The 22,416-nt window shown below is 38.8% G+C and carries 21 protein-coding genes; 16 read left to right on the top strand and 5 right to left on the bottom strand.

Annotation, left to right across the window (positions count from 1 at the left end; all coding sequences use genetic code 11):
- Positions 1–149 precede the first annotated feature (149 nt).
- Together B9T27_RS08280 and B9T27_RS08275 are read right to left on the bottom strand one after the other, a co-directional pair.
- Positions 150–1,061, bottom strand: coding sequence for an alpha/beta fold hydrolase (locus B9T27_RS08280; RefSeq protein ID WP_086206374.1), 912 nt, complete (start codon positions 1,059–1,061; stop codon positions 150–152).
- A gap of 15 nt (positions 1,062–1,076) precedes the next feature.
- Positions 1,077–1,622: a PadR family transcriptional regulator gene (locus tag B9T27_RS08275; RefSeq protein WP_086206373.1), complete on the bottom strand. Its 546-nt coding sequence runs from the start codon at positions 1,620–1,622 to the stop codon at positions 1,077–1,079.
- A 151-nt stretch (positions 1,623–1,773) separates the two neighbouring features.
- Here B9T27_RS08275 and B9T27_RS08270 point away from each other — a divergent pair, with 151 nt between their 5' ends.
- The 3 genes from B9T27_RS08270 (at position 1,774) to B9T27_RS08260 (ending at position 5,543) form a co-directional block, all read left to right on the top strand.
- Entirely contained in the window at positions 1,774–3,798 is a 2,025-nt protein-coding gene (locus tag B9T27_RS08270) for an NADPH-dependent 2,4-dienoyl-CoA reductase (protein WP_086206372.1), read from the top strand.
- 79 nt (positions 3,799–3,877) lie between these two features.
- The gene (locus tag B9T27_RS08265; RefSeq protein WP_086206371.1) at positions 3,878–4,279 is read left to right on the top strand and encodes a nuclear transport factor 2 family protein; all 402 of its coding nucleotides are present in this window, start codon (positions 3,878–3,880) and stop codon (positions 4,277–4,279) included.
- A 184-nt stretch (positions 4,280–4,463) separates the two neighbouring features.
- A complete protein-coding gene (locus B9T27_RS08260; RefSeq protein WP_086206370.1) occupies positions 4,464–5,543 on the top strand; it encodes a YheT family hydrolase in 1,080 nt (359 codons plus the stop codon).
- Between the two features lie 63 nt (positions 5,544–5,606).
- Here B9T27_RS08260 and B9T27_RS08255 read toward each other — a convergent pair whose 3' ends face one another.
- Positions 5,607–6,062 carry a hypothetical protein gene (locus tag B9T27_RS08255; protein ID WP_086206369.1) on the bottom strand — a complete coding sequence of 152 codons (456 nt, stop codon included), beginning with the start codon at positions 6,060–6,062 and terminating at the stop codon, positions 5,607–5,609.
- Between the two features lie 228 nt (positions 6,063–6,290).
- On the opposite strand from B9T27_RS08255, the gene B9T27_RS08250 reads away from it, so the two are divergent.
- From B9T27_RS08250 to rodA, 6 genes are all read left to right on the top strand, one after another.
- Positions 6,291–7,931 carry a CTP synthase gene (locus B9T27_RS08250; protein WP_086206368.1) on the top strand — a complete coding sequence of 547 codons (1,641 nt, stop codon included), beginning with the start codon at positions 6,291–6,293 and terminating at the stop codon, positions 7,929–7,931.
- Positions 7,932–7,960: 29 nt separating this feature from the next.
- The gene (gene kdsA / locus B9T27_RS08245; protein WP_086206367.1) at positions 7,961–8,818 is read left to right on the top strand and encodes a 3-deoxy-8-phosphooctulonate synthase; all 858 of its coding nucleotides are present in this window, start codon (positions 7,961–7,963) and stop codon (positions 8,816–8,818) included.
- 44 nt (positions 8,819–8,862) lie between these two features.
- A complete protein-coding gene (eno, locus tag B9T27_RS08240; protein WP_086206366.1) occupies positions 8,863–10,152 on the top strand; it encodes a phosphopyruvate hydratase in 1,290 nt (429 codons plus the stop codon).
- Between the two features lie 18 nt (positions 10,153–10,170).
- Positions 10,171–10,563 (top strand): cell division protein FtsB, encoded by a 393-nt coding sequence (gene ftsB / locus B9T27_RS08235; RefSeq protein WP_086206365.1) that lies wholly within the window; start codon positions 10,171–10,173, stop codon positions 10,561–10,563.
- Complete coding sequence (gene ispD / locus B9T27_RS08230; protein WP_086206364.1) at positions 10,526–11,245, top strand: 2-C-methyl-D-erythritol 4-phosphate cytidylyltransferase; 720 nt, start codon at positions 10,526–10,528, stop codon at positions 11,243–11,245. Before ftsB ends, ispD begins: the two co-directional genes overlap by 38 nt.
- A 107-nt stretch (positions 11,246–11,352) precedes the next feature.
- Positions 11,353–12,489 (top strand): rod shape-determining protein RodA, encoded by a 1,137-nt coding sequence (gene rodA, locus B9T27_RS08225; RefSeq protein WP_086206363.1) that lies wholly within the window; start codon positions 11,353–11,355, stop codon positions 12,487–12,489.
- A 70-nt stretch (positions 12,490–12,559) separates the two neighbouring features.
- Here the strand turns inward: rodA and glnG are convergent, their stop codons facing one another.
- Positions 12,560–14,047, bottom strand: a complete 1,488-nt coding sequence (glnG, locus tag B9T27_RS08220) for a nitrogen regulation protein NR(I) (RefSeq protein ID WP_086206362.1) — start codon at positions 14,045–14,047, stop codon at positions 12,560–12,562.
- A complete protein-coding gene (gene glnL, locus B9T27_RS08215; RefSeq protein ID WP_086206361.1) occupies positions 14,037–15,143 on the bottom strand; it encodes a nitrogen regulation protein NR(II) in 1,107 nt (368 codons plus the stop codon). Before glnL ends, glnG begins: the two co-directional genes overlap by 11 nt.
- 364 nt (positions 15,144–15,507) lie before the next feature.
- Here glnL and rimO point away from each other — a divergent pair, with 364 nt between their 5' ends.
- The 7 genes from rimO (at position 15,508) to rseP (ending at position 22,414) form a co-directional block, all read left to right on the top strand.
- A complete protein-coding gene (gene rimO, locus B9T27_RS08210; RefSeq protein ID WP_086206360.1) occupies positions 15,508–16,851 on the top strand; it encodes a 30S ribosomal protein S12 methylthiotransferase RimO in 1,344 nt (447 codons plus the stop codon).
- 66 nt (positions 16,852–16,917) lie between these two features.
- Positions 16,918–17,646: a UMP kinase gene (pyrH, locus tag B9T27_RS08205; RefSeq protein WP_086206359.1), complete on the top strand. Its 729-nt coding sequence runs from the start codon at positions 16,918–16,920 to the stop codon at positions 17,644–17,646.
- A 75-nt stretch (positions 17,647–17,721) separates the two neighbouring features.
- Positions 17,722–18,276 (top strand): ribosome recycling factor, encoded by a 555-nt coding sequence (frr, locus tag B9T27_RS08200; RefSeq protein ID WP_086206358.1) that lies wholly within the window; start codon positions 17,722–17,724, stop codon positions 18,274–18,276.
- A 6-nt stretch (positions 18,277–18,282) separates the two neighbouring features.
- Positions 18,283–19,032, top strand: a complete 750-nt coding sequence (gene uppS / locus B9T27_RS08195; protein ID WP_086206357.1) for a polyprenyl diphosphate synthase — start codon at positions 18,283–18,285, stop codon at positions 19,030–19,032.
- Between the two features lie 2 nt (positions 19,033–19,034).
- Positions 19,035–19,859 carry a phosphatidate cytidylyltransferase gene (locus B9T27_RS08190; protein ID WP_086206356.1) on the top strand — a complete coding sequence of 275 codons (825 nt, stop codon included), beginning with the start codon at positions 19,035–19,037 and terminating at the stop codon, positions 19,857–19,859.
- Positions 19,860–21,056: a 1-deoxy-D-xylulose-5-phosphate reductoisomerase gene (gene ispC / locus B9T27_RS08185; RefSeq protein ID WP_086206355.1), complete on the top strand. Its 1,197-nt coding sequence runs from the start codon at positions 19,860–19,862 to the stop codon at positions 21,054–21,056. It abuts the gene before it with no gap.
- Positions 21,057–21,058: 2 nt separating this feature from the next.
- Complete coding sequence (gene rseP, locus B9T27_RS08180; RefSeq protein WP_086206354.1) at positions 21,059–22,414, top strand: RIP metalloprotease RseP; 1,356 nt, start codon at positions 21,059–21,061, stop codon at positions 22,412–22,414.
- Positions 22,415–22,416 lie beyond the last annotated feature (2 nt).

Raw genomic sequence — 22,416 nt, 5'->3', positions numbered from 1 at the left:
AGAGTTGCAAGAAAATCAAATTACAATTTATGGTGAATATAAAAGTCCTGATCTGCTTAAGGTGGTGCTAAATGACGACATCAAATTGCTGAGATATCGTCAAAATTCTGGCAATCAGATTATTTATTAAAAATATAAATGATTTGAATTTAAATCACTTGTTTGAGGAAATACTGAATTTCACGTCCAAACTTCACGGGTTCAGAAATTAATGGTGTATGGCCTGAGTATTGAAAAACTATACTATTGGCATTTTTAAGACTTTCGGCAATAATTTTTTGACCAGCAGCAGGATATAAGCTAGATTTTTCACCGATAAAAAAAGTTGTTGGGCAGTTTAGTTGAGCAATAGCAGGACGATAATCTTCATCATGATTCAAATAATTATCAATATACCAACTCATATAATCCAATCTATGAATAGGCAGTAGATGCTTTTGTAATAGAGGGTGTTTAAGAGCTAAGTTGAAGAGCAGAGGGCTAACTTTGTTTCTGCTCTGGATTTTAATGAAGCTTAACCATATTTTAATCAGTTGATTACGTAGTTCATACGGAAGATCTTCAAGGTGATTAAAGTGAGCATGTTGATGTAAGAAAATGGATAGATCATTTAATAATTGCTTAAATTTAGGATGCTTTTTTCCAAATAGTCCAAATGGCCATGACGCATCACTTGGAATTTTTGGAGTCTGGTCAATATGTAAATAAGCTTTTAATTGGTCTTTTAATTCACCATACTGCATGCCATGCATAGCAGTAGTTGCTCCCATGGAGTAAGCAATGATAATAAAATCATTTAATTGTAGTTGCTGAATGAGTGAAGCAATATCACGCCAATGGTTTTGAATAGCATCGAGATTTTGAGGAATTTTACAATTTTTAGACCCTCCAAAACCTCGCCAGTCTGGAATAATAAATTTATATTTTTTAATGTTAGGTAGCAAAAATGGAATCCATTGCCAGCTTTGCATACCTAAACCTGAGAGCACCAATACGGGTTGGCCTTGTCCAATTTCACGGACAAATAATTGTTCACCATCGGGCATTGTATACAGTGGCATGACTTTTTCCTATTTTTATGATTGTTGTGCAAATAATTTAAGTTGCGGGATAACGGTTTCGAACCAAGAGATCCAACCAATCTCCATATCAATGCCGAGTTGTAAAATCATTTTATGGATGTATAAGGTTCGATCATTTTTATCAGCATGTTCAAAATCTTTTGCAAAAATTTGTTGATAAACTTTTAAATTTTGTTGATGTAATTCTAAATGTCGTTCTAACTCAGGTAAAACAGTATTTCCGCCAAATTGTGCCTCGGCACGTAAACGTACCATTAGCTCTTCACGGAGTTGCGCAGGTGGGCTTTGTTTGAGCATCCAATCTGCCAGTTCAGCTCTTCCAAGTTGTTCAACACGATAAGTTTTTTTTCGACCAGTATTATTTTTATTTTCTAAGGTTGAAATCCATCCTTGTTTAAGCATGCCATTTAGTTCACGATAAATCTGTTGATGCGTCGCATTCCAAAAGAAACCCATAGAGCGGTCAAAGCGACGTGCCAATTCAAAACCAGTGCTTGGTTTTTCAATGAGGCTGGTCAGTAATACATGGGCTAAGGACATGAAATAATCTTTTATAACGAAAATGGATGTAAAGTCATTATGCAACATGTTGCATAAAAATCAAATCTCGCTTATAAAGTAATCCAGTATTTATGCAACAAGTTGCATAAACTATAAAAATAGCCAGCGCATTGCAAGCCAAGGAGCAAACATGTCTCATTATCCACATTTACTAGCGCCGTTAGATCTAGGCTTTACCACTTTAAAAAATCGCGTCTTGATGGGGTCGATGCACGTTGGACTCGAAGAAGTACAAGGTGGTTTTGAGCGTATGGCTGCATTTTATGCAGAGCGTGCTGCAGGCGGTGTGGGCTTAATTGTGACAGGTGGTATTTCACCAAATGATCATGGGGTGACTTTTGCGGGTGGTTCGAAGTTGGACACTTTAGAAGAAGCTGAAAAGCATAAAGTGATTACCCAAGCAGTGCATGATGCGGGTGGTAAAATTGCATTGCAGATTTTACATACAGGACGCTATTCTTATCAGATGGAAAATGTTGCTCCTTCCGCAATTCAAGCACCGATAAATCCAACTAAACCTCATGCATTAACATCAGCTGAAGTTCAGCAAACGATTGCTGACTTTGTGAATTGTGCAAAATTATCGCAAATCGCTGGTTATGATGGTGTTGAAATTATGGGGTCGGAAGGTTATCTGATCAATGAATTTATTGCAGCACGGACTAATCATCGTGATGATGAATGGGGTGGTAGTTATGAAAACCGTATTCGTTTACCTATTGAAATTGTAAAACGTACTCGTGCAGAAGTCGGTGAAAACTTCATTATCATCTATCGTCTTTCAATGTTGGACTTGGTTGATGGTGGTTCAACTTTGGAAGAAGTTGTTCATTTGGCACAAGAAATTGAAAAGGCTGGGGCTACAATTATTAATACCGGTATTGGTTGGCATGAAGCACGTATTCCAACGATTGCAACAAAAGTACCGCGTGCAGCCTTTACTTGGGTGACTAAAAAATTAAAAGGCACAGTTAAAGTACCGTTAGTGACCTCAAATCGTATTAATACCCCTGAAATGGCAGAGCATGTTTTAGCTTCGGGTGATGCTGATATGGTGTCAATGGCTCGTCCAATGTTAGCGGATGCAGAGTTTGTTCTTAAAGCTGAGCAAGGACGTAGTGATGAAATTAATACTTGTATCGGTTGTAATCAGGCGTGTTTAGATCAAATTTTTAGTATGCAAATTGCTTCATGTTTAGTCAATCCACGTGCTTGTTATGAAACCGAACTTATTTTTAAAGAAGCAACTCTTGCTAAAAATATTGCATTGATTGGTGCAGGCCCTGCAGGTTTAAGTTTTGCAACTTATGCGGCAGAACGGGGTCATCAAGTCACCATTTATGAAGCTGCGAATCAAATCGGTGGTCAGTTTAATATTGCAAAGGGTGTACCTGGAAAAGAAGAGTTCTCTGAAACACTGCGTTATTTTAAGCGTAAAATTGAATTACAGTCGAATATTAAATTGGTCTTGAATCATACAGCAAGCTATGAACAACTTAGCGCTGCTCATTTTGATGAAATTGTGGTTGCGACTGGGGTAACACCACGTCAGCTGGATATAGACGGTATTGATCATCCAAAAGTATTGTCGTATATCGAAGTGTTGCGTGAGCGTAAACCTGTTGGTAAAAAAGTTGCGATTATTGGGGCGGGTGGTATTGGTTTTGATACAGCGGAATTTTTATCGCATGAAGGTGAAAGCGGTAGCCTAAATCCAGAAAAATTCTATGATGAGTGGGGTATCGATACTTCTTATGAACACGTCGGTGGTCTAAAACAGCCAAAAGTTGAGCAATCTCCACGAGAAATTTATTTATTGCAACGTAAGCGTTCATCTGTAGGTGGTGGATTGGGGAAAACCACTGGTTGGATTCATCGTACTGGTTTGAAACATCGTCATGTCAATATGATTGCAGGTGCTAGTTATGACAAGATTGATGATCAAGGTCTACATATTACAGTTGCAGATAAGACTATGATTTTAGATGTAGATAATGTCGTAATTTGTGCAGGGCAAGAGTCATACACCGCAATGTTTGATCAACTTAAGGCTGATGGAAAAAGTGTTCATCTAATTGGTGGTGCAAAAGAAGCCGGCGAGTTGGATGCAAAACGTGCCATTCGTCAAGGTGCGGAATTAGCAGCAAAAATATAATTTTGAAAAATTGTACTGGCTAGATTTAGAATCTAGCTAGTACTTGTATACATATCTAAAATTAAAATAAGGAAAGATCATGAGTTATCCGCAAACAAAAGTCGCGATTCAGCATTGGCATGAAATGTTAAATACGCAGGATATGAGTATTTTAAATGAACTTCTGGTAGAGGATGTGGTATTTCGTTCCCCAGTTGCTTTTAAGCCTTATATTGGTAAACAAGTAGTCTTTTTTATTTTAACTAATGTGATACAAGTCTTTGAAGACTTCACCTATCATCGTGAGTTTTATACAGAAGATCAACAAAGTGTAGTACTGGAGTTTTCAGCAAATATTGGTGAAAAGCAATTAAAGGGGATTGATATGATTCGTTTTAATGAACAAGGAAAAATTGTTGAATTTGAGGTGATGATTCGTTCTTTGAGTGGTTTGCAGGCACTTGGGGAGCAAATGGGAGAACGAATGGCTGCCTTTATGTGAGTGACACCTGATAAGGTTGACTATCTAGATTTTTACTTATTTCACCAAAATATTAAGTATTAAAATTTAGTTTACTCTGAGTAAGAAAATACTTTATCTTTACTTAAATAGTAAGCGACTCCTCAAGGCATATTGGATCAGGATTTGTTATTTATTTAAATATGTATACGTTTAAGAGAGTAAAATGTCCGTTATTTATAAAGTCAGCCAGTTTGTACAATCTGTTTTAGATCACATAACTGGTGCAGAAAATCCAAAACTTTATTTTGATCAGCAAGGACAGCTGAAAGACGTTATTGATAAAATGCCACAACTCAAGCAAAAATATCGACCGACACCATGGTTGAGTAATCGGCATATCCATTTGCTTTATTTTGATGTGATTAAGAAAAAAAGTGTTCAACTCGACTATGACCATATTGAGCAATTGACCATGCAAGATGGTGGTATCACCGCAATTGCATGGTATGGTTATAATTTACCTCAAGATACACCAACGATTGTTGTTATGCATACTATTACAGGAACACCTGAAAGTATGCGTGAGTTGGTTAAAGACCTATATGAACATACGGGTTGGCGCATTGCGCTATGTTTGCGCCGTGGTCATGCGGGTTTGCCTATGCCAGTGCCTAGGGTATCACTTTTTGGTTTTACGGATGATTTGAGAGAACAGATTGCTTGTATTCAAAGTGAATTTCCCAATTCTGCTTTATATGCCGTAGGATCATCCGCTGGAACTGGACTGCTGGTGAGATATCTGGGGGAAGAAGGAGAACGAACGCCTTTTAAAGCATCATTTGCGATGTGCCCTGGTTACGACACAGAAGTTGGTTTTAATAATGTACATCCTTTTTATACCAAAATTATGACCCAAAAACTGTTTAAAGCTTTTATTCACCCTTATGAAAGTACGTGGCAGAATATTAGTTCGGTGAAGAATGTTTTAACGACTAAAACATTGCAACAGTTCCAATGTGAATATTTTGAAATGGCAGGGTTTCAGGATTATGCCAGTTATAATCAGGCTATAAATCCAGTTTATGTATTTGAAAATATAACCATTCCCCTAATGATTTTAAATGCGGAAGATGACCCTGTCTGTTCAATTAAAAATTTAGAACCTTATAAGCCTCTAATTCAACAGATGAAAAATATTGTGGTTGTCACGACCAAGCGAGGCAGTCATTGTGGGTTTTATGAAGGTTTGCGGAGCAAATCGTGGGCTTCACGTTTAATCGCAGATTTTTTAAAGCAGTATTAGTATTCAATGGATAAAAAAACCAGTCATTTGACTGGTTTTTTTATCCATTGAATATCTAAAACATTAGTTTTTTAATGCGGGTGTTGCAGCTGCAATAGCTGCAGCGACTGCATCATCTTCAGATTGTGCAGTGTTTGGCTTTGGTTTAGCTGTTGCAGTTGGTTGAGTTTCAGTTTTTACTGACTCTGCTTTAGCTGGTTTGGTTTCGGTAGTTTTTTGTTCTTCTACTTTTGTCGGTTCAGCAGGTATTGTAACGTCAACAGGTTGAACTTCACGACGAATCGTTACTGATGTGTTATTACTTTCTTGATGTTCAATAGCAACATGCGATGATTCGGGTACAGTCGCAGGAATACTTGACGTTGCAGTGCTTTCTAAACTTTCAAATTGAGCAGGTTGTTGCTGCGCTGTCGAGGCAGCTTGTTCCTGTTGTTCTTCCTTCGGCGCTTCTTTTTTTACACATGCGGTAACCAATAAAGCTGTGGCAATTGCACCACAAATTAAAAGTTTCTTATTCATAATTGCTCAAAACAAAACATAACAAAGAGGTGGGACTAGTATAACAGCAAATCCATAGATAAAAATCATCTCAACATAAGCTAAATTTCTATTGGAAATGCTGATAGAATAGCCAATTGCTTATTGTTCTATGAATTGATGCGGATTGACTTTGCTTTCTAGGTACAGAGTAAAGTAAAATTGCACAACATTGCAGGCCTATTTAGGCTCGATTGTACGAGAAACCCAATGACCCATTTTATTTTCGTTACTGGTGGTGTAGTTTCATCACTAGGTAAAGGTATTTCAGCTGCTTCTGTGGCTGCACTTTTAGAAGCCCGTGGATTAAAAGTAACCATGGTAAAAATGGATCCATACATTAATGTAGATCCAGGAACAATGAGTCCGTTCCAACATGGTGAGGTTTTTGTCACAGAGGATGGTGCTGAAACTGATTTGGATTTGGGTTATTACGAACGTTTCTTACGTCGTGCGAAAATGACCAAATTGAATAACTTTACATCAGGCCGAGTTTACCAAGACGTTTTAAATAATGAACGTCGTGGTGATTATCTTGGTGGTACAGTACAAGTTATTCCCCATATTACGGACAATATTAAAGAACGTGTTCTTCGTGCAGGCGAAGGCTATGACGTTGCCATCGTAGAAATTGGTGGGACAGTCGGTGACATTGAATCTCTCCCATTCATGGAAGCCGTACGTCAACTTATGGTTGAGCTTGGACATAACCGTACCATGCTTATGCATTTAACGCTTCTACCATATATTAAATCTGCTGCGGAGCTTAAAACTAAGCCAACTCAGCATTCTGTAAAAGAATTATTATCGATTGGTATTCAACCAGACATCTTAATTTGCCGTACAGAATATGATGTAGATGCGGATACCACACGTAAAATTGCGCTATTTACTAACGTACAAGCACGTGCAGTTGTAGTCTGTAAAGATGCGCGTTCAATTTACCAAATTCCACGTACGTTCTATGAACAAAATGTTGATGATTTAATTTGTGAACGTTTTGGTTATGATAATTTACCTGAAGCTGATCTTTCCGATTGGGATCAAGTAGTAGAAGCATTACTGAATCCTGAATACACCGTACGCGTTGCGATGGTCGGTAAATATGTTGAACTTCCAGATGCGTATAAATCTGTAAATGAAGCATTGTTGCATGCTGGTATCCAAAACCGCGTTAAAGTTCAAATTGACTATGTCAATGCGGAAGAGCTGGAAAGCCAAGATGTTGCTGAAGTATTAAAAGATGCTGATGCGATTTTGGTACCTGGTGGTTTTGGTGAACGTGGTACTGAAGGTAAAATGCAAGCGATTCGTTTCGCTCGTGAAAACGGTGTTCCATTCCTTGGAATTTGTTTGGGTATGCAGCTTGCTGTAATTGAATATGCACGTCATGTTGCAGGTATGCCTGAAGCTAGTTCTACAGAGTTTAACCGTTCAACCAAATATCCATTGATTGGTCTAATTACTGAGTGGTTAGATGAACGTGGTGAAGTTCAACAGCGTAGTGTTGAGTCTGATCTTGGTGGAACTATGCGTTTAGGTGCACAAAAATCAGAGTTGGTTGAAGGCACGAAAACACGTGAAGTTTATGCAAAAGCTGAAATTACCGAACGTCATCGTCACCGTTATGAAATGAATGATCGTTTCATTCCTGCGATTGAAGCAGCGGGTATGAGGATTTCAGGTTATTCTGCAGTACAACACCTTGTAGAAACTGTAGAAATTCCTAATCATCCTTGGTTTATTGCGGTACAATTCCATCCAGAATTTACCAGCTCACCACGTGATGGACATCCATTATTTGCAGCATTCATTGATGCAGCTAAAACTCAGCATCAAAAAGGCAAATAAGGTTTGAGCAAATAAACTAGGAAGTTTAAATGTCACAATTAAAACCACAGGAAATTGTACGTTTAGGCGATATACAAATGGCAAATCATTTGCCATTTGTACTATTCGGCGGCATGAACGTACTCGAGTCTAAAGACCTTGCTTTTGAGATTGCAGAAACGTATGTAGATATCTGTAAGCGTCTAGATATTCCCTATGTATTCAAAGCTAGTTTTGATAAAGCTAATCGCTCAAGTTTATTTTCATTCCGTGGTCCAGGTATGGAAAAAGGATTGGAGTGGTTGGCAGACATTAAAAAACATTTTAATGTGCCAATCATTACTGATGTACATGAGCCTTATCAAGCTGAAGCTGTTGCTCAAGTTGCAGATATTATTCAACTTCCTGCATTTTTAAGCCGCCAAACAGATCTTGTTGAAGCAATGGCAAAAACCAATGCCATCATCAATATCAAGAAAGCTCAATTTCTCGCACCACACGAAATGCGTCATATTCTAAATAAATGCTTAGAAGCTGGAAATGACAAACTTATTTTGTGTGAGCGTGGTTCAGCATTTGGCTATAACAACCTAGTGGTTGATATGCTTGGCTTTGACAGCATGAAAGAAATGAAGGTGCCAGTATTCTTTGATGTCACACATGCTTTGCAAACACCAGGAGGTCGTGAAGATTCTGCTGGTGGTCGTCGTGCACAAATTACTACACTCGCACGTGCGGGTATGGCAACAGGTTTGGCAGGTTTGTTTTTAGAAGCACATCCAGATCCTGAAAAAGCAAAGTGTGATGGCCCATGTGCTTTACGTCTGTCACAGCTAGAGCCATTTTTGGCGCAGCTGAAAGAATTGGATACCTTGGTCAAAGGTTTCGAAAAATTAGATACACATTGATGCTATCAAAAGCATCTCATTATTAATTAACTGAGGAATTGTTCATGAGTCAAATCGTTGACATTCGTGCACGTGAAATCTTGGACTCTCGTGGTAACCCTACCATCGAAGCTGATGTAATCTTAGCCTCTGGCGTTGTAGGCCGTGCATGTGCACCATCTGGTGCTTCAACTGGTTCTCGTGAAGCTTTAGAACTTCGTGACGGCGATAAAGCCCGTTACTTAGGTAAGGGCGTTCGTACAGCTGTTAACAACGTTAACACACTGATTCGTGATCTTTTGGTGGGTACTTCGGTATTCGAACAAAAAGAAATTGACCAAAAGATGATTGATCTTGACGGCACTGAAAACAAAGAAAAATTAGGCGCAAATGCAACGCTGGCAGTTTCTTTAGCTGCTGCACGTGCGGCAGCAGATGAAAAGAAAATTCCTTTGTTTCAACATATTGCAGATCTTCGTGGTCAAACTATTTTAACGATGCCTGTACCAATGATGAACATCATCAATGGTGGTTCGCATGCAGATAATAATGTTGATATTCAGGAGTTTATGATTGAACCTGTTGGTTTTACATCGTTTTCTGAAGCTTTACGTGCAGGCGCTGAAATCTTCCATTCTTTAAAGTCGGTTTTAAATAAGAAAGGTTTAAATACTGCAGTGGGTGATGAAGGTGGTTTTGCACCAAACCTTCGTTCAAACGAAGAGGCAATTACTGTAATTCTTGAGGCGATTGCTCAAACTGGCTATAAAGCAGGTTCTGACATCATGCTTGCACTTGATTGTGCATCTTCAGAATTCTATAAAAATGGTCAATACATTCTTGCAGGCGAAGGCAATAAAGCATTCTCAAGCAATCAATTTTCTGACTATTTAGCCGGTCTTGTTAAACAATATCCAATTATCTCAATTGAAGATGGTTTAGATGAGTCTGATTGGGAAGGTTGGAGCTATTTAACGTCAATTCTTGGTGATAAAATTCAATTGGTTGGTGATGATTTATTCGTTACAAATCCTAAAATTTTACAACGTGGTATTGATGAAAAAGTTGGGAACTCAATTTTAATCAAATATAACCAAATTGGTACGTTGACTGAAACTTTAGATGCAATCTATCTAGCAAAAGCTAATGGTTACTCTACTGTAATTTCACACCGTTCTGGTGAAACTGAAGATTCTACTATTGCAGATCTTGCAGTAGGTACGGCAGCAGGTCAAATTAAAACAGGTTCATTGTGCCGTTCTGACCGTGTTGCAAAATATAACCAATTACTTCGTATTGAAGAGTTGACTCATGCAGCTTATCGCGGTAAAGCTGAATTCAAGGGTTTAAATTAATCGTTGAATGATCAGTAAATGTTAGAAGTATTTAAAACAACTTCAAGTAAAGTGATATTGGTACTGACGATATTGATTGTCGCAGTACTTCAATATCGCTTTTGGTACGGTGAGGGCGGCTACGTCCCTCATCAAGCTTTAATTCAGCAAATTCAGCAACAAACTGAAGTGAATGATGAATTGAAAGAACGTAATCGAATATTGGCTGCTGAAGTGTATGATCTTAAAAATGGTGCTGAAGCCATTGAAGAGCATGCGCGTTTAGACCTCGGTCTGATCAAGCCACGTGAAACATTTGTACAGATGAGTACCATTAGTACCCACTACAAACCAATTTATATTGATCCTAATGCAAGTGTAGATTTAAGAACCAATGAGCTTAACGCAGACTCTGTACCTGAACAGCCGTAAGTTATGGGCTATTATTCCTGCAGCAGGTTCAGGGAATCGTTTTTCTGAAACTGAATTAAAACAATATCAAAAAATTCAAGATCAAACTGTGCTTGAACATACCATTCAACGTTTAAATGTTTTGCCATTGGCTGGTTATGTACTGGCCATTGGTGCTCAAGATAATATTGCGAAAAGCCTGAATTTTAAGAATAAGAATAAAGCGTATTTCTGCCTTGGGGGAAAAGAGCGAGTTGATTCAGTTCTCAATGCTTTAAACTATCTATCGAGCATTGCTGAAGCTGATGATTATGTTTTTGTACATGATGCCGCACGTCCATGTGTGACAGCACAATGTTTAGAAAAGTTAGTCCAAACTGCTATTTTGGAAAATTGTAGCGCTATATTGGCGATACCCGTTCGAGATACTTTAAAATTTACACAAAAAAACTCTATTATTGAGCGGACTGTGAGTCGTGAACAATTATGGCAGGCGCAAACGCCACAAATTTCAACATTAGCAATACTTAAGATGGCAATAGAGCAGGCCTTAGCGAACGATGTTGTCATTACAGATGAGGCGAGTGCACTAGAATATGTTGGTGAAGTAGTTAAAGTTGTACAAGGTCGTTCGGATAATATTAAAATTACCTATCCTGATGATTTGGAATTGGCTAAATTAATTATTAGTTCGCAAAATTAAGTAAAAATATTTGATAAAAAGTGAGTTTTTTCATTTGAGATATCTTCTCATTCCGTGTTCTTAATTTATAATTCTACTTCTAATTTTAAAGCCTAAAGATTTTATTGATGATACCCGCGCAACAGTACCGCTTTTTACGCCGCTCTTTACGTGATGGTCGTAGCTTTAAAGAACAATCTTCGCGGTGGGATCGATTACATTTAGATCCTTGGCTGTTATGCTTTCTAATCTTAAATTCGATTTTAGGTTTAATGATCGTCTACAGTGCATCATCACAAGATGTTACGATGGTATTACGACAAGCCATTAGCTTTGGTGTTGGATTTGTACTTTTATTCATTTGTGCGCAAATCCCGCCTAAAGTCTATCAAGCAATTAGTCCTTATTTTTACATTTTGGCGGTTTTGTTACTGATATTAGTTTTATTTGTGGGTGATACCCGGCTGGGTGCAAAGCGTTGGCTAACGATACCGGGTATTGGAAGTATGCAGCCTAGTGAATTTATGAAATTTTCAATGCCACTGATGATGGCGTGGTATTTTTCGCGTAATCCGCTTCCGCCAAAATTGACTCATATTCTTGTAGCTTTATTAATCATGTTTGTCCCTTTTGTTTTGGCATTGCTTCAGCCAGATTTAGCCATTGGGATTGTCATTGGTGGGGTGTTTGCGCTATTTCTGAGTGGAATGTCGTGGAAATTGATTGTTGGGGCGATGGCGGCTTTGGCAGTTGTTTTTCCATTGATTTGGTCATTCGTTTTACAAGCTTATCAAAAAAAGCGAATTCTGACTTTATTTGATCCTGAGTCCGATGCTCTGGGTGCGGGTTGGAATATTATTCAGTCTAAGATTGCGATTGGCTCAGGTGGTATGACGGGGAAAGGTTTTTTGCAGGGGACACAGTCTCAGCTTGGTTATCTGCCTGAACATCATACTGATTTTATTATGTCGACGTATGCTGAAGAGTTTGGATTTGTTGGTGTGTTTTTCTTATTTTGTTTGTATGCAGCCACTATCTTTCGATGTCTAATGATTAGTCTAAATTGTTTTCATAATTATGGACGTTTATTGGCAGGCACTATCGGTCTGTCTCTATTTTTTTATGTATTTGTTAACTCAGGAATGGTCAGTGGCATACTTCCAGTCACAGGTGATCCTTTACCTTTGATGAGTTATGGGGGGACGGCAGTCATTGCTCAATTGGCTGCTTTTGGTATAGTGATGTCAATTTATACCCATCGTTAATATAATTGTGACTATTAAAAAAACCGCCTTATTGAAAGAATAAAGCGGTTTTTTAATACAGTGGAATTATTTATTCTGTAACAGAAGTTTTGATTTCTTCCTCTTCTTCTTCCTCGGTGGTATCCATACCCAGTTCTTTGAGTTTGCGGGTTAATGTATTGCGTCCCCAGCCTAATAGTTCAGCTGCGTGGCGTTTACGGCCTCGAGTTTGTTGTAGTGCAGCAATAATTAATGTGCGCTCAAACATAGGGGTGGCGATATCCAGAATTTTCATTTCACCATTTTTAAGCTTTTGTATTACCCATTGCCCTAATAATTCATCCCAGTGATGCGGTGCAATACGGTCAATGCCTGCTGGGATTGGGTTGTGTTCGCCATTTCTTTGTAGTGGAATTTGTCTAAGTTCTGAAGGTAAATCTTCAGGATAAACTTCACGGCCTGTAATCATCACGGTTAACCAGCGACAGGTATTTTCTAACTGACGAACGTTACCTGGCCAAGGTAGTTGTTGGATGTATTCTTGAGTCTCGGGACGTAAAATTTTTGGACTGACGGCTAACTCTTTGCCTGCACGCGCTAAAAAATGCTGTGCGAGCATAGGAATATCTTCGCTGCGATGTGCAAGTTTTGGAATGTGAATGCGAATGACATTGAGGCGGTGATATAAATCTTCACGGAAACGACCATCTTGGACTAATTTTTCCAAGTCTTGATGGGTCGCAGCAACAATGCGGACATCGACACGAACTGGAATATGACCCCCAACGCGGTAGAATTCACCATCTGCCAAAACTCGCAATAAGCGTGTCTGTGTTTCAAATGGCATATCGCCAATTTCATCCAAAAACAACGTGCCGCCATTGGCTTGCTCGAAACGACCTTGGCGTTGGGTGTTGGCACCTGTAAAAGCACCTTTTTCATGGCCAAATAGTTCAGTTTCAATTAGGTCTTTGGGGATTGCAGCCATGTTTAGCGCAATAAAAGGTTTGCTGCCACGAGGTGAGTGGCGATGTAAAGCATGAGCAACCAATTCTTTTCCGGTCCCAGACTCACCATTAATTAATACGGTAATGTGCGATTGAGATAGGCGACCAATGGCACGAAAAACTTCCTGCATTGCTGGAGATTCACCAATAATTTCGGTCGATTGGATTGGAATAGCTTTGGCTGATTCTTGTTGTTGCAATTTATTGAGATGTAAAATGGCGCGATTAACTAAAGCTAATGCTTCATCAATATCGAAAGGTTTTGGAAGGTATTCGAATGCGCCCGTCTGGTAGCTGGATACTGCTGATTCTAAATCGGAATGAGCTGTCATAATAATGACGGGTAAGTCAGGATAATTGGCTTTCACTTTACCAAGAAAGGTTAAGCCATCAATGCCAGGCATACGAATATCGGTAAGAATGACATCGGGTGCTTCAATCGGAAGTTGATCTAAAGCAGATTGTGCTTCTTCAAAACTGGTGACCTCGAAGCCTTCTTCTTTAAAGGTCTTTTCTAAGACCCAACGCATAGCACGGTCGTCATCAATCACCCAGATTTTATTATGCGACATGGTTAGACTCCCAAGGTAAATATAAGCTAAATACGGTTTTTTCTGGAACTGATTGGCATTCAATCATTCCGTTATGTTGATGCATAATATTTTGAGCAATGCTGAGCCCAAGCCCAGTCCCTTTGGCACGACCAGTCACTAAAGGGTAAAATACTGACTCTAAAATTTCTTCAGGCACGCCGGGTCCGTTGTCTTCAATATCAATTCGAATGGCTGATTTATTAAGTATGCCATTGATGGTGACGAGCCGTTGAATCCGGGTGCGTAAAATGAGCTCAGGTTGGTGATCAACAAAGAATTCTCTATTTTCAGTCATGGCTTGAATTGCATTGACACTAATATTGAGCATGATTTGAATGAGTTGGTCGCGATCGGCTTTTACTTCAGGTAGTGATAAGTCATAGTCACGGGTAATCTTGATTTTCTTTTTTGTCTGATTGGCAATGAGTGCACGCACACGTTCGAGCGGTTCATGAATATTGACTGCTTCGTAGCTAGGTAAATGTCGAGAACCAAGAAGAGTATCTGCAAGGTTTCTGAGTCGATCAACCTCACTAATAATAATGTCGGTGAATTCGGCATATTGAGGATCATTCAAACTGCGAGCTAAAAGTTGGGTTGCTCCACGAATTCCGCCAAGTGGATTTTTAATTTCATGGGCTACACCACGAATTAGTTGGCGCGCGACTTGATGTTGCTGAATTAAATTTTCTTCTTTGGATATCTTCAGCATGCGATCAATCGGATTAATCTCTATCATCAATAGAGGATGATAAGGTCGTCCAGTGTTGAGTTGGGATACGCTGTAGTCAACATGTTTGTCTTTAAAATTCACATTGATAGTTGCTTCTCGGCGCGTATAGGCTTGACCTGTTGCTAAGGTGTTAAGTAGTGCTTCATGGGTATTAAAGTGATCATTCGGTGCATGTAGGATATTCATCACGGGTTGGCCTGAAGCGCGCAGTAAGCTGATGTCGAAAAGCGATTCACAAGATGAGTTGAGATAAAAAATATTTAAATTACTGTCGACTAATAAGATAGCCGTGGTTAAATTATCTACCAAAAGTCGGTAATCGATAGTCGGGTATTGATCCATTAGCCAAAAATTCCTGTATTAAAATAGCGCAATGGCATTTGCATCTTTTGTCTTTTTCCCGATTATGGGGAGTTAAACCCATTAAGCCTTATGGGTATAAAGCAAAATGCACGCCAACTTTACATATTTGTGAAAAATTAATATCTGTTGCTTTTTTAATGCACTTTTTTGTTCTTGTAGGGTAGGTTGATAAATTCATGTTAAAGCAATTTGGAATATTAGTGTATCAAAATGGTGCATAATTGTTATTTTGAAAAAAAATGGTTGTATTTTGGTGCATTGCGCAAAGTCGCTAGATTTCAACTATTTTTATATTCAGAAAAGTCATACAATACGCGGAATATAGTAGAACGCAGATTCAATAATGAAGTCCCCCAAAGTCGGTTTTGTATCTTTAGGTTGTCCTAAGGCATTGGTAGATTCTGAACGAATTTTAACTCAGTTGAAGACTGAAGGTTATGATGTGGCATCGGATTATGATGGTGCTGATTTAGTTGTGGTTAATACCTGTGGTTTTATTGAATCTGCAGTACAAGAGTCTTTAGACGCAATTGGCGAAGCCATTAGCGCAAATGGCCGCGTGATTGTCACGGGTTGTTTAGGCAAAGATGAAGAAAAAATTCGTCAAATGCACCCAAGTGTTTTAAAAGTAACGGGTGCTGCGGCTTATCAGGATGTGATGGAAGCAGTGCATGAATATGTGCCTGCACCACCGAAACACAATCCTTTTATTGACCTTGTTCCTGAGCAAGGAATTCGATTAACACCAAAACATTACGCCTATTTAAAAATATCAGAAGGTTGTAATCACCGTTGCACATTCTGCATTATCCCAAGTATGCGTGGTGATTTAGTTTCACGTCCAGTTGGTTCAGTATTAAGTGAAGCACAAGCATTGAAAAATGCAGGCGTGAAAGAAGTCTTGGTGATTTCGCAAGATACGTCGGCTTATGGTTTGGATACTAAATACAAACTCGATTTTTGGAATGGCCAACCCGTTAAGACTAAGTTTTACGATATGTGTGAAGCTTTAGGTAAGCTTGGCGTATGGGTGCGTTTACATTATGTTTATCCATATCCACATGTGGATGCAGTAATTGATTTAATGGCACAAGGTAAAATCCTACCTTATTTAGATATTCCTTTTCAACATGCCAGTCCGCGCATCTTAAAATTGATGAAGCGACCAGCTCATAGTGAAAATACATTAGAACGCTTAAAATTATGGCGTGAAAAATGTCCAGATTTAGTGATTCGTTCGACTTTTGTTGTTGGTTTTCCGGGTGAAACAGAAGAAGATTTTGTGATGCTATTAGATTGGTTGCAAGAAGCGCAACTAGATCGTGTGGGCTGTTTTACCTATTCACCTGTTGAGGGTGCAACAGCCAATGATCTTCCAGATCACGTAGCTGAAGAAATTAAGCAACAGCGTTATGAACGTTTTATGGAAGTTCAACAAGCGATTTCAGCTGCAAAACTACAAAAACGCATTGGTCAAACAATGACGGTATTGGTAGATGATCTTGATGAAGAGTTTCCAGTTGCAATCGCACGTTCTTATGCCGATGCACCTGAAATTGATGGTAATGTTTTTGTTGAAGATATTGATAAAACCATGATTAAGGCGGGTGATTTACTTGAAGTTGAAATCACTGATGCAGATGAATATGATTTATATGCGAAATTGATCAAAATTAAATCAGTATAACTTGCTTATCATTTGTACTAAATATGCCTATAAAAATTTAGATATTAGAGTTTTGGAGTTTTCACGATGTTAGATTCGAAAAAGCCGCGTTATTCACGCATCTTACTGAAACTTTCTGGCGAGGCACTTGCTGGAAATAAAGACATGGGTATTGATGCACAAGTGCTTGATCAAATGTCCTTGTCTATTGCACATTTGGTTGGTTTGGGTGTGCAAGTCGGTATTGTTGTTGGCGGTGGTAACTTATATCGTGGCAGCCAGTTACAGAAAGATGGTTTGGTTGGTCGTGTAACAGGTGACCAAATGGGCATGTTGGCAACCGTTATGAATGGTTTGGCGTTACGTGATGCTTTAGTACGTCGTAACATTAAAACACGCTTAATGTCAGCTTTGCCGATAGGTACTGTGGTGGAGTCATATTCGAGTCGCGATGCTATTCGTCATCTTACCCAAGGTGAAGTGTGTGTATTTGTGGCGGGTACAGGGAATCCATTCTTTACGACGGATACTGCAGCATGTTTACGTGGTATTGAAATTGAAGCACATTTAATTTTGAAAGCGACCAAAGTAGATGGGGTTTATAATAAAGATCCAAGTAAATACGATGATGCTGTTAAATATGATGTTTTAAGTTTTGATCAAATTTTAGATGAGAAACTCGGTGTCATGGATTTAACCGCAATTTGTTTGTGTCGTGATCATAATGTGCCGTTACAAGTATTCGATATGAATAAATCGGGTGCATTGCTTTCAGTGGTAATGGGTGAAAAAGAAGGGACTCACGTTACAAACTAATGTACGTGGACTCGAAAGCTCTTTATACTACTGAACTTTAAGTTTAGCTTTAAATAAATAAGTAAGGAAGATCATATGATTAACGATCTTAAAAAAGATAGTGAAGAACGTATGCAAAAAAGCCTTGACTCTATGGAGCAAGGTTTTGCAAAAGTTCGTACCGGCCGTGCAAATCCATCAATTTTAAATGGTGTGATGGTTCCTTACTATGGTTCTGATGTGCCATTAAACCAAGTAGCAAACGTGGGTCTTGAGGACTCTCGTACCTTGGTAGTACAACCATTTGAACGCACCATGACGTCTACTATTGATAAAGCGATTCGTGAAGCTGGTTTGGGCTTAAACCCGATTACTTCAGATACGATTCGTGTACCAATGCCTGCACTTACAGAAGAAACTCGTCGTGATATGCAAAAAGTAGCACGTGCAGAAGCTGAAAATGCAAAAGTTGCGGTTCGTAATATTCGTCGTGATGTGTTGGGTGATATTAAATCATTGTTGAAAGATAAAGAAATTTCTGAAGATGATGATCGTCGTGCAGCAGATGATATCCAAAAAATCACGGATAAATATGTAGCTGAGATTGATAAACGTCTTGCTGCAAAAGAAGCTGAGTTGATGAAGGTCTAAAGTTTAATGACCACATCAGAAGAATATCTTCTTCCAAAACATGTTGCCATCATTATGGATGGCAACAATCGTTTTGCGAAAAAGAAACAGCTTGAAAAAGGTGCTGGGCATCGTGAAGGCAAGTATGTCCTTGACCCGATTGTTGAACATTGCCGTAAAGTTGGGGTTGAAGCTTTAACTGTATTCGCTTTTTCCAGTGAAAACTGGAATCGACCGCAGTTTGAAGTTGAATTGCTTATGAAATTGTTAGAAGAAACAATTCATGAGCAAATTCCACGTATGGAAGAATTTGAAATTGCATTGCGGTTCATTGGTGATCGTAGTCGACTTTCATCTGAACTTCAGGCTTTAATGTTGTATGCTGAACACAAGACTGCTAAGTTTACTGATATGACTTTAACCATTGCGATCAGTTATGGTGGCATGTGGGATATTGCACATACAGCACAAATTCTTGCACAAAAAGTGAAAGATCAACAGTTAGATGTGAATCAAATTGATGCTGATTTATTTGGTCAGCATATTAGTCTAGGTGATTTAGCACCAGTCGATTTATTGATTCGTACTGGTGGTGATTATCGCTTATCAAACTTTTTGCTTTGGCAAGCGGCTTATGCGGAATTATATTTTACCCAGACCCTATGGCCTGAGTTTACCGTCACCGAACTTGATCATGCTTTTAATGTTTTCTCAGGACGTGAAAGACGTTTTGGTAAAACCTCTGAGCAAATTCAACAAGAGCATATAGAGAAATAATAATGTTAGAGCGGATAATTACCGCATTGGTGTTAGTGGCGGTTGTGTTGAGCTGTATGTTTGCGACAACCTCACAATACCCAATGTTAGTACTTATGATTATCGCTGCTGGGGTTGCGGGTTATGAGTGGTTTAAACTCATGCCACATCGTGCGGATCATGTGAATAAAATAAAAGCGAGCTGTTTTGGGCTCGTTACCGCTTTACTTTCTGGTTGCGCTTTATATTTTAGCGATTTAGCACTTCTGTTATGGAGTGCATCTATTCTCACGTGGATATTCAGTATTTATTGGGTCAAAGCGTATCCTGAATATGATGGTTGGTATAATACTTCATTAAGTCTGATTGGTATTGTCTTAATCAGTGCTGCGGTGACTGCAATTTTTGAAGTCTGGGATAGCTCACCGTGGTGGTTAATGTATTTGTTCCTGCTAGTATGGGGGGCAGATAGTGGGGCTTACTTTGTTGGGCGTAAGTTTGGTAAGCGTAAATTAGCACCAAATGTTAGTCCAAATAAATCAATTGAAGGTTTGGCTGGTGGCATCATGACCGTGGCAATCGTCATTATTGTCGTTCAGTCCATTTATTTACATTTAACCTTTGCACAACATATTCTTTTCCTAATCCTATCTATTGTGACTGTGTTTAGTTCAGTGTTGGGTGATTTATTTGAATCCATGATTAAGCGTCGTGCGGGCATTAAGGATTCAGGTCGTATTTTGCCAGGACATGGCGGAGTATTGGATCGAATTGATTCATTGCTTGCTGCAGCCCCATTTTTTGCAGCGGGAATGTATGTCTTAAAACTTATTGGTGTAGATTTGTAGATGTCACAATCTGTTTGTATATTGGGTGTTACCGGTTCTATTGGTCAAAGTGCGTTAAAAATTTTAGAGCAACATCCTGAGGAATACTCAGTTTTTGCAATTACAGCGTATAGCCGAATTTACGAGCTGGGTGAAATATGCAAACAATATCGACCAAAAGTCGTTGTTGTTCCATCCAGTCAAGTTGATGAATTACAACAAAGGCTTCAAGCTTATCATTTGCACGATATTGAAATTTTAACTGATGAAGCGGGATTAATTTCGATTGCTGAACATGCCGATGTTGATATCGTTATGGCTGCCATTGTGGGTGCTGCGGGCTTACTACCCACACTCGCTGCCGTAAAAGCAGGTAAGCGTGTCTTGTTGGCCAATAAAGAAGCATTGGTGATGTCGGGTGATATCATGATGCAAGCGGCAAAAGATCATCATGCTTTATTGTTACCAGTAGATTCTGAGCATAATGCAATTTTTCAATGTTTACCGCAAAATTATTTACAAATAGAAAAAAATGGTGAGCCTACACTTGGTGTCAAGCAAATTTTACTGACCGCATCAGGTGGCCCATTCTTAAATCACAGTTTAGAGCAGCTTGCGAAAGTGACTCCTTCACAAGCTTGTAAACATCCAAACTGGTCGATGGGGCAAAAAATTTCGGTCGACTCCGCAACTTTAATGAATAAAGGATTGGAGTTAATCGAAGCGTGTCATTTATTTTCAATTAAAGAACATTTTGTTACAGTGGTGGTGCATCCACAAAGTATTATTCACTCAATGGTTCAATATGTGGATGGTTCGACTTTGGCTCAAATGGGTAATCCTGATATGTGTACGCCGATTGCACATGCATTGGCATGGCCTACACGTATTCAAACACATGTACCACCATTAGATTTATTTATGCATTCGCAACTTGATTTTCAAGCACCTGATTTAATTCGTTTTCCAGCTTTAAGGTTGGCCCGTGAAGCGATGCAAGCCAATGGATTGGCACCTGCGATTTTAAATGCAGCCAATGAAGTTGCAGTTGCAGCATTTTTACAGCAGCACATTACATTTTTACAAATTGCACAAGTTGTTGAGCATACACTAAATCAAGTTCAGAATGCTTCCGCAGATTCGATTGAAGCGATTTTACATATCGATCAATATGCAAGAGCTGTTGCCTCACAGCGTATTACCCAATTGGAAAGCTGATCATGAATGTGTTATTTATCATTGTTGCTGCGATTTTCCTATTAGGTCCACTTATTGCAATACATGAGTTTGGGCATTATTGGGTTGCACGTAAATTGGGTGTTAAAGTTTTAGTTTATTCGATTGGTTTTGGCCCAACATTATTTAAATGGACATCTAAAAAATCGGGAATTCAATACCAACTTTCAGCATTACCACTGGGTGGTTATGTGAAAATGTTGGATGAGCGCGAAGGTAATGTTAGCGCAGAAGATTTGCCTTATGCGTTTAATCGTCAGTCTGTATGGAAACGTTTTGCAATTGTTGCGGCGGGGCCTTTGATTAATTTGATTTTTGCTGTTGTTTTGTTTTGGATTTTATTTCTTCCATCACAAGAGCAATTGAATACACGTATTGGTAAAATTTTACCCAATACACCTGCGGCAACTGTTCAGATGCAAGCTGGTGATAAAATTGTTCGTGTGGATGGAACTGATACGCCGACTTGGGAAAAGTTAAATTATGCACTGGTCAATCGTGTTGGCGAAACTGGGAAAATTCAAATTCAAGCAGAACATCAAGGTCAGCTGAAAACATTTGATCTTCCTATCCAAAACTTTCTTAAAGATCAAAGTCAATCACCTCTAGATATCTTGGGCTTTGTACCTTATCGTCCATATATTCCAGCATTAGTATATAAGATGAGTGATGATGGTGCTGCAATTCGTCAAGGTATGAAGCAAGGCGATGAAATTATTGCTATTAATCAAGTCAAAATGAAGGATTGGTTTGATGTAGTTGATGTGGTACAAAAATCACCTGAAAAATTGTTGAATATTGATGTATTACGTAATGGTCAAATGCTACACCTGCAAGTGATGCCACAAGGTAAGCGTGATAGTATGGGCAATGTCACAGGGATGTTAGGTGTTCAAGCACAGACATCTAAAATAAATATTCCTGCTGAATATAAACAAACAATTCAATATAATCCTGCTGAAGCATTGGTGGTTGCTGTAGAAAAAACAGGTCAACTTTCGGGTATGATTTTGAGTTCTATGGTAAAAATGGTTCGTGGATTAATTGGTTTAGATAATTTATCTGGGCCGATCACGATTGCGAAAGTTGCTGGACAAAGTGCTGAAATGGGGTGGCAAACTTATATCTCATTTATGGCACTTATGAGTGTGAGTTTAGGGATTTTAAATTTGCTTCCTATTCCTATGTTGGATGGTGGGCATCTGGTGTATTACATTGTTGAAGCAATTCGTGGTAAACCTGTTTCTGAACAAATACAAATGGTTGGCTTGAAAATTGGTATGCTACTGCTCGGAAGTATGATGTTCCTTGCAATATTTAATGATTTTATGCGTTTATAGCG

Source organism: Acinetobacter sp. ANC 4648 (assembly GCF_002135345.1).
GTDB lineage: Bacteria > Pseudomonadota > Gammaproteobacteria > Pseudomonadales > Moraxellaceae > Acinetobacter.
This window is presented reverse-complemented; position numbering and strand designations above follow the sequence as displayed.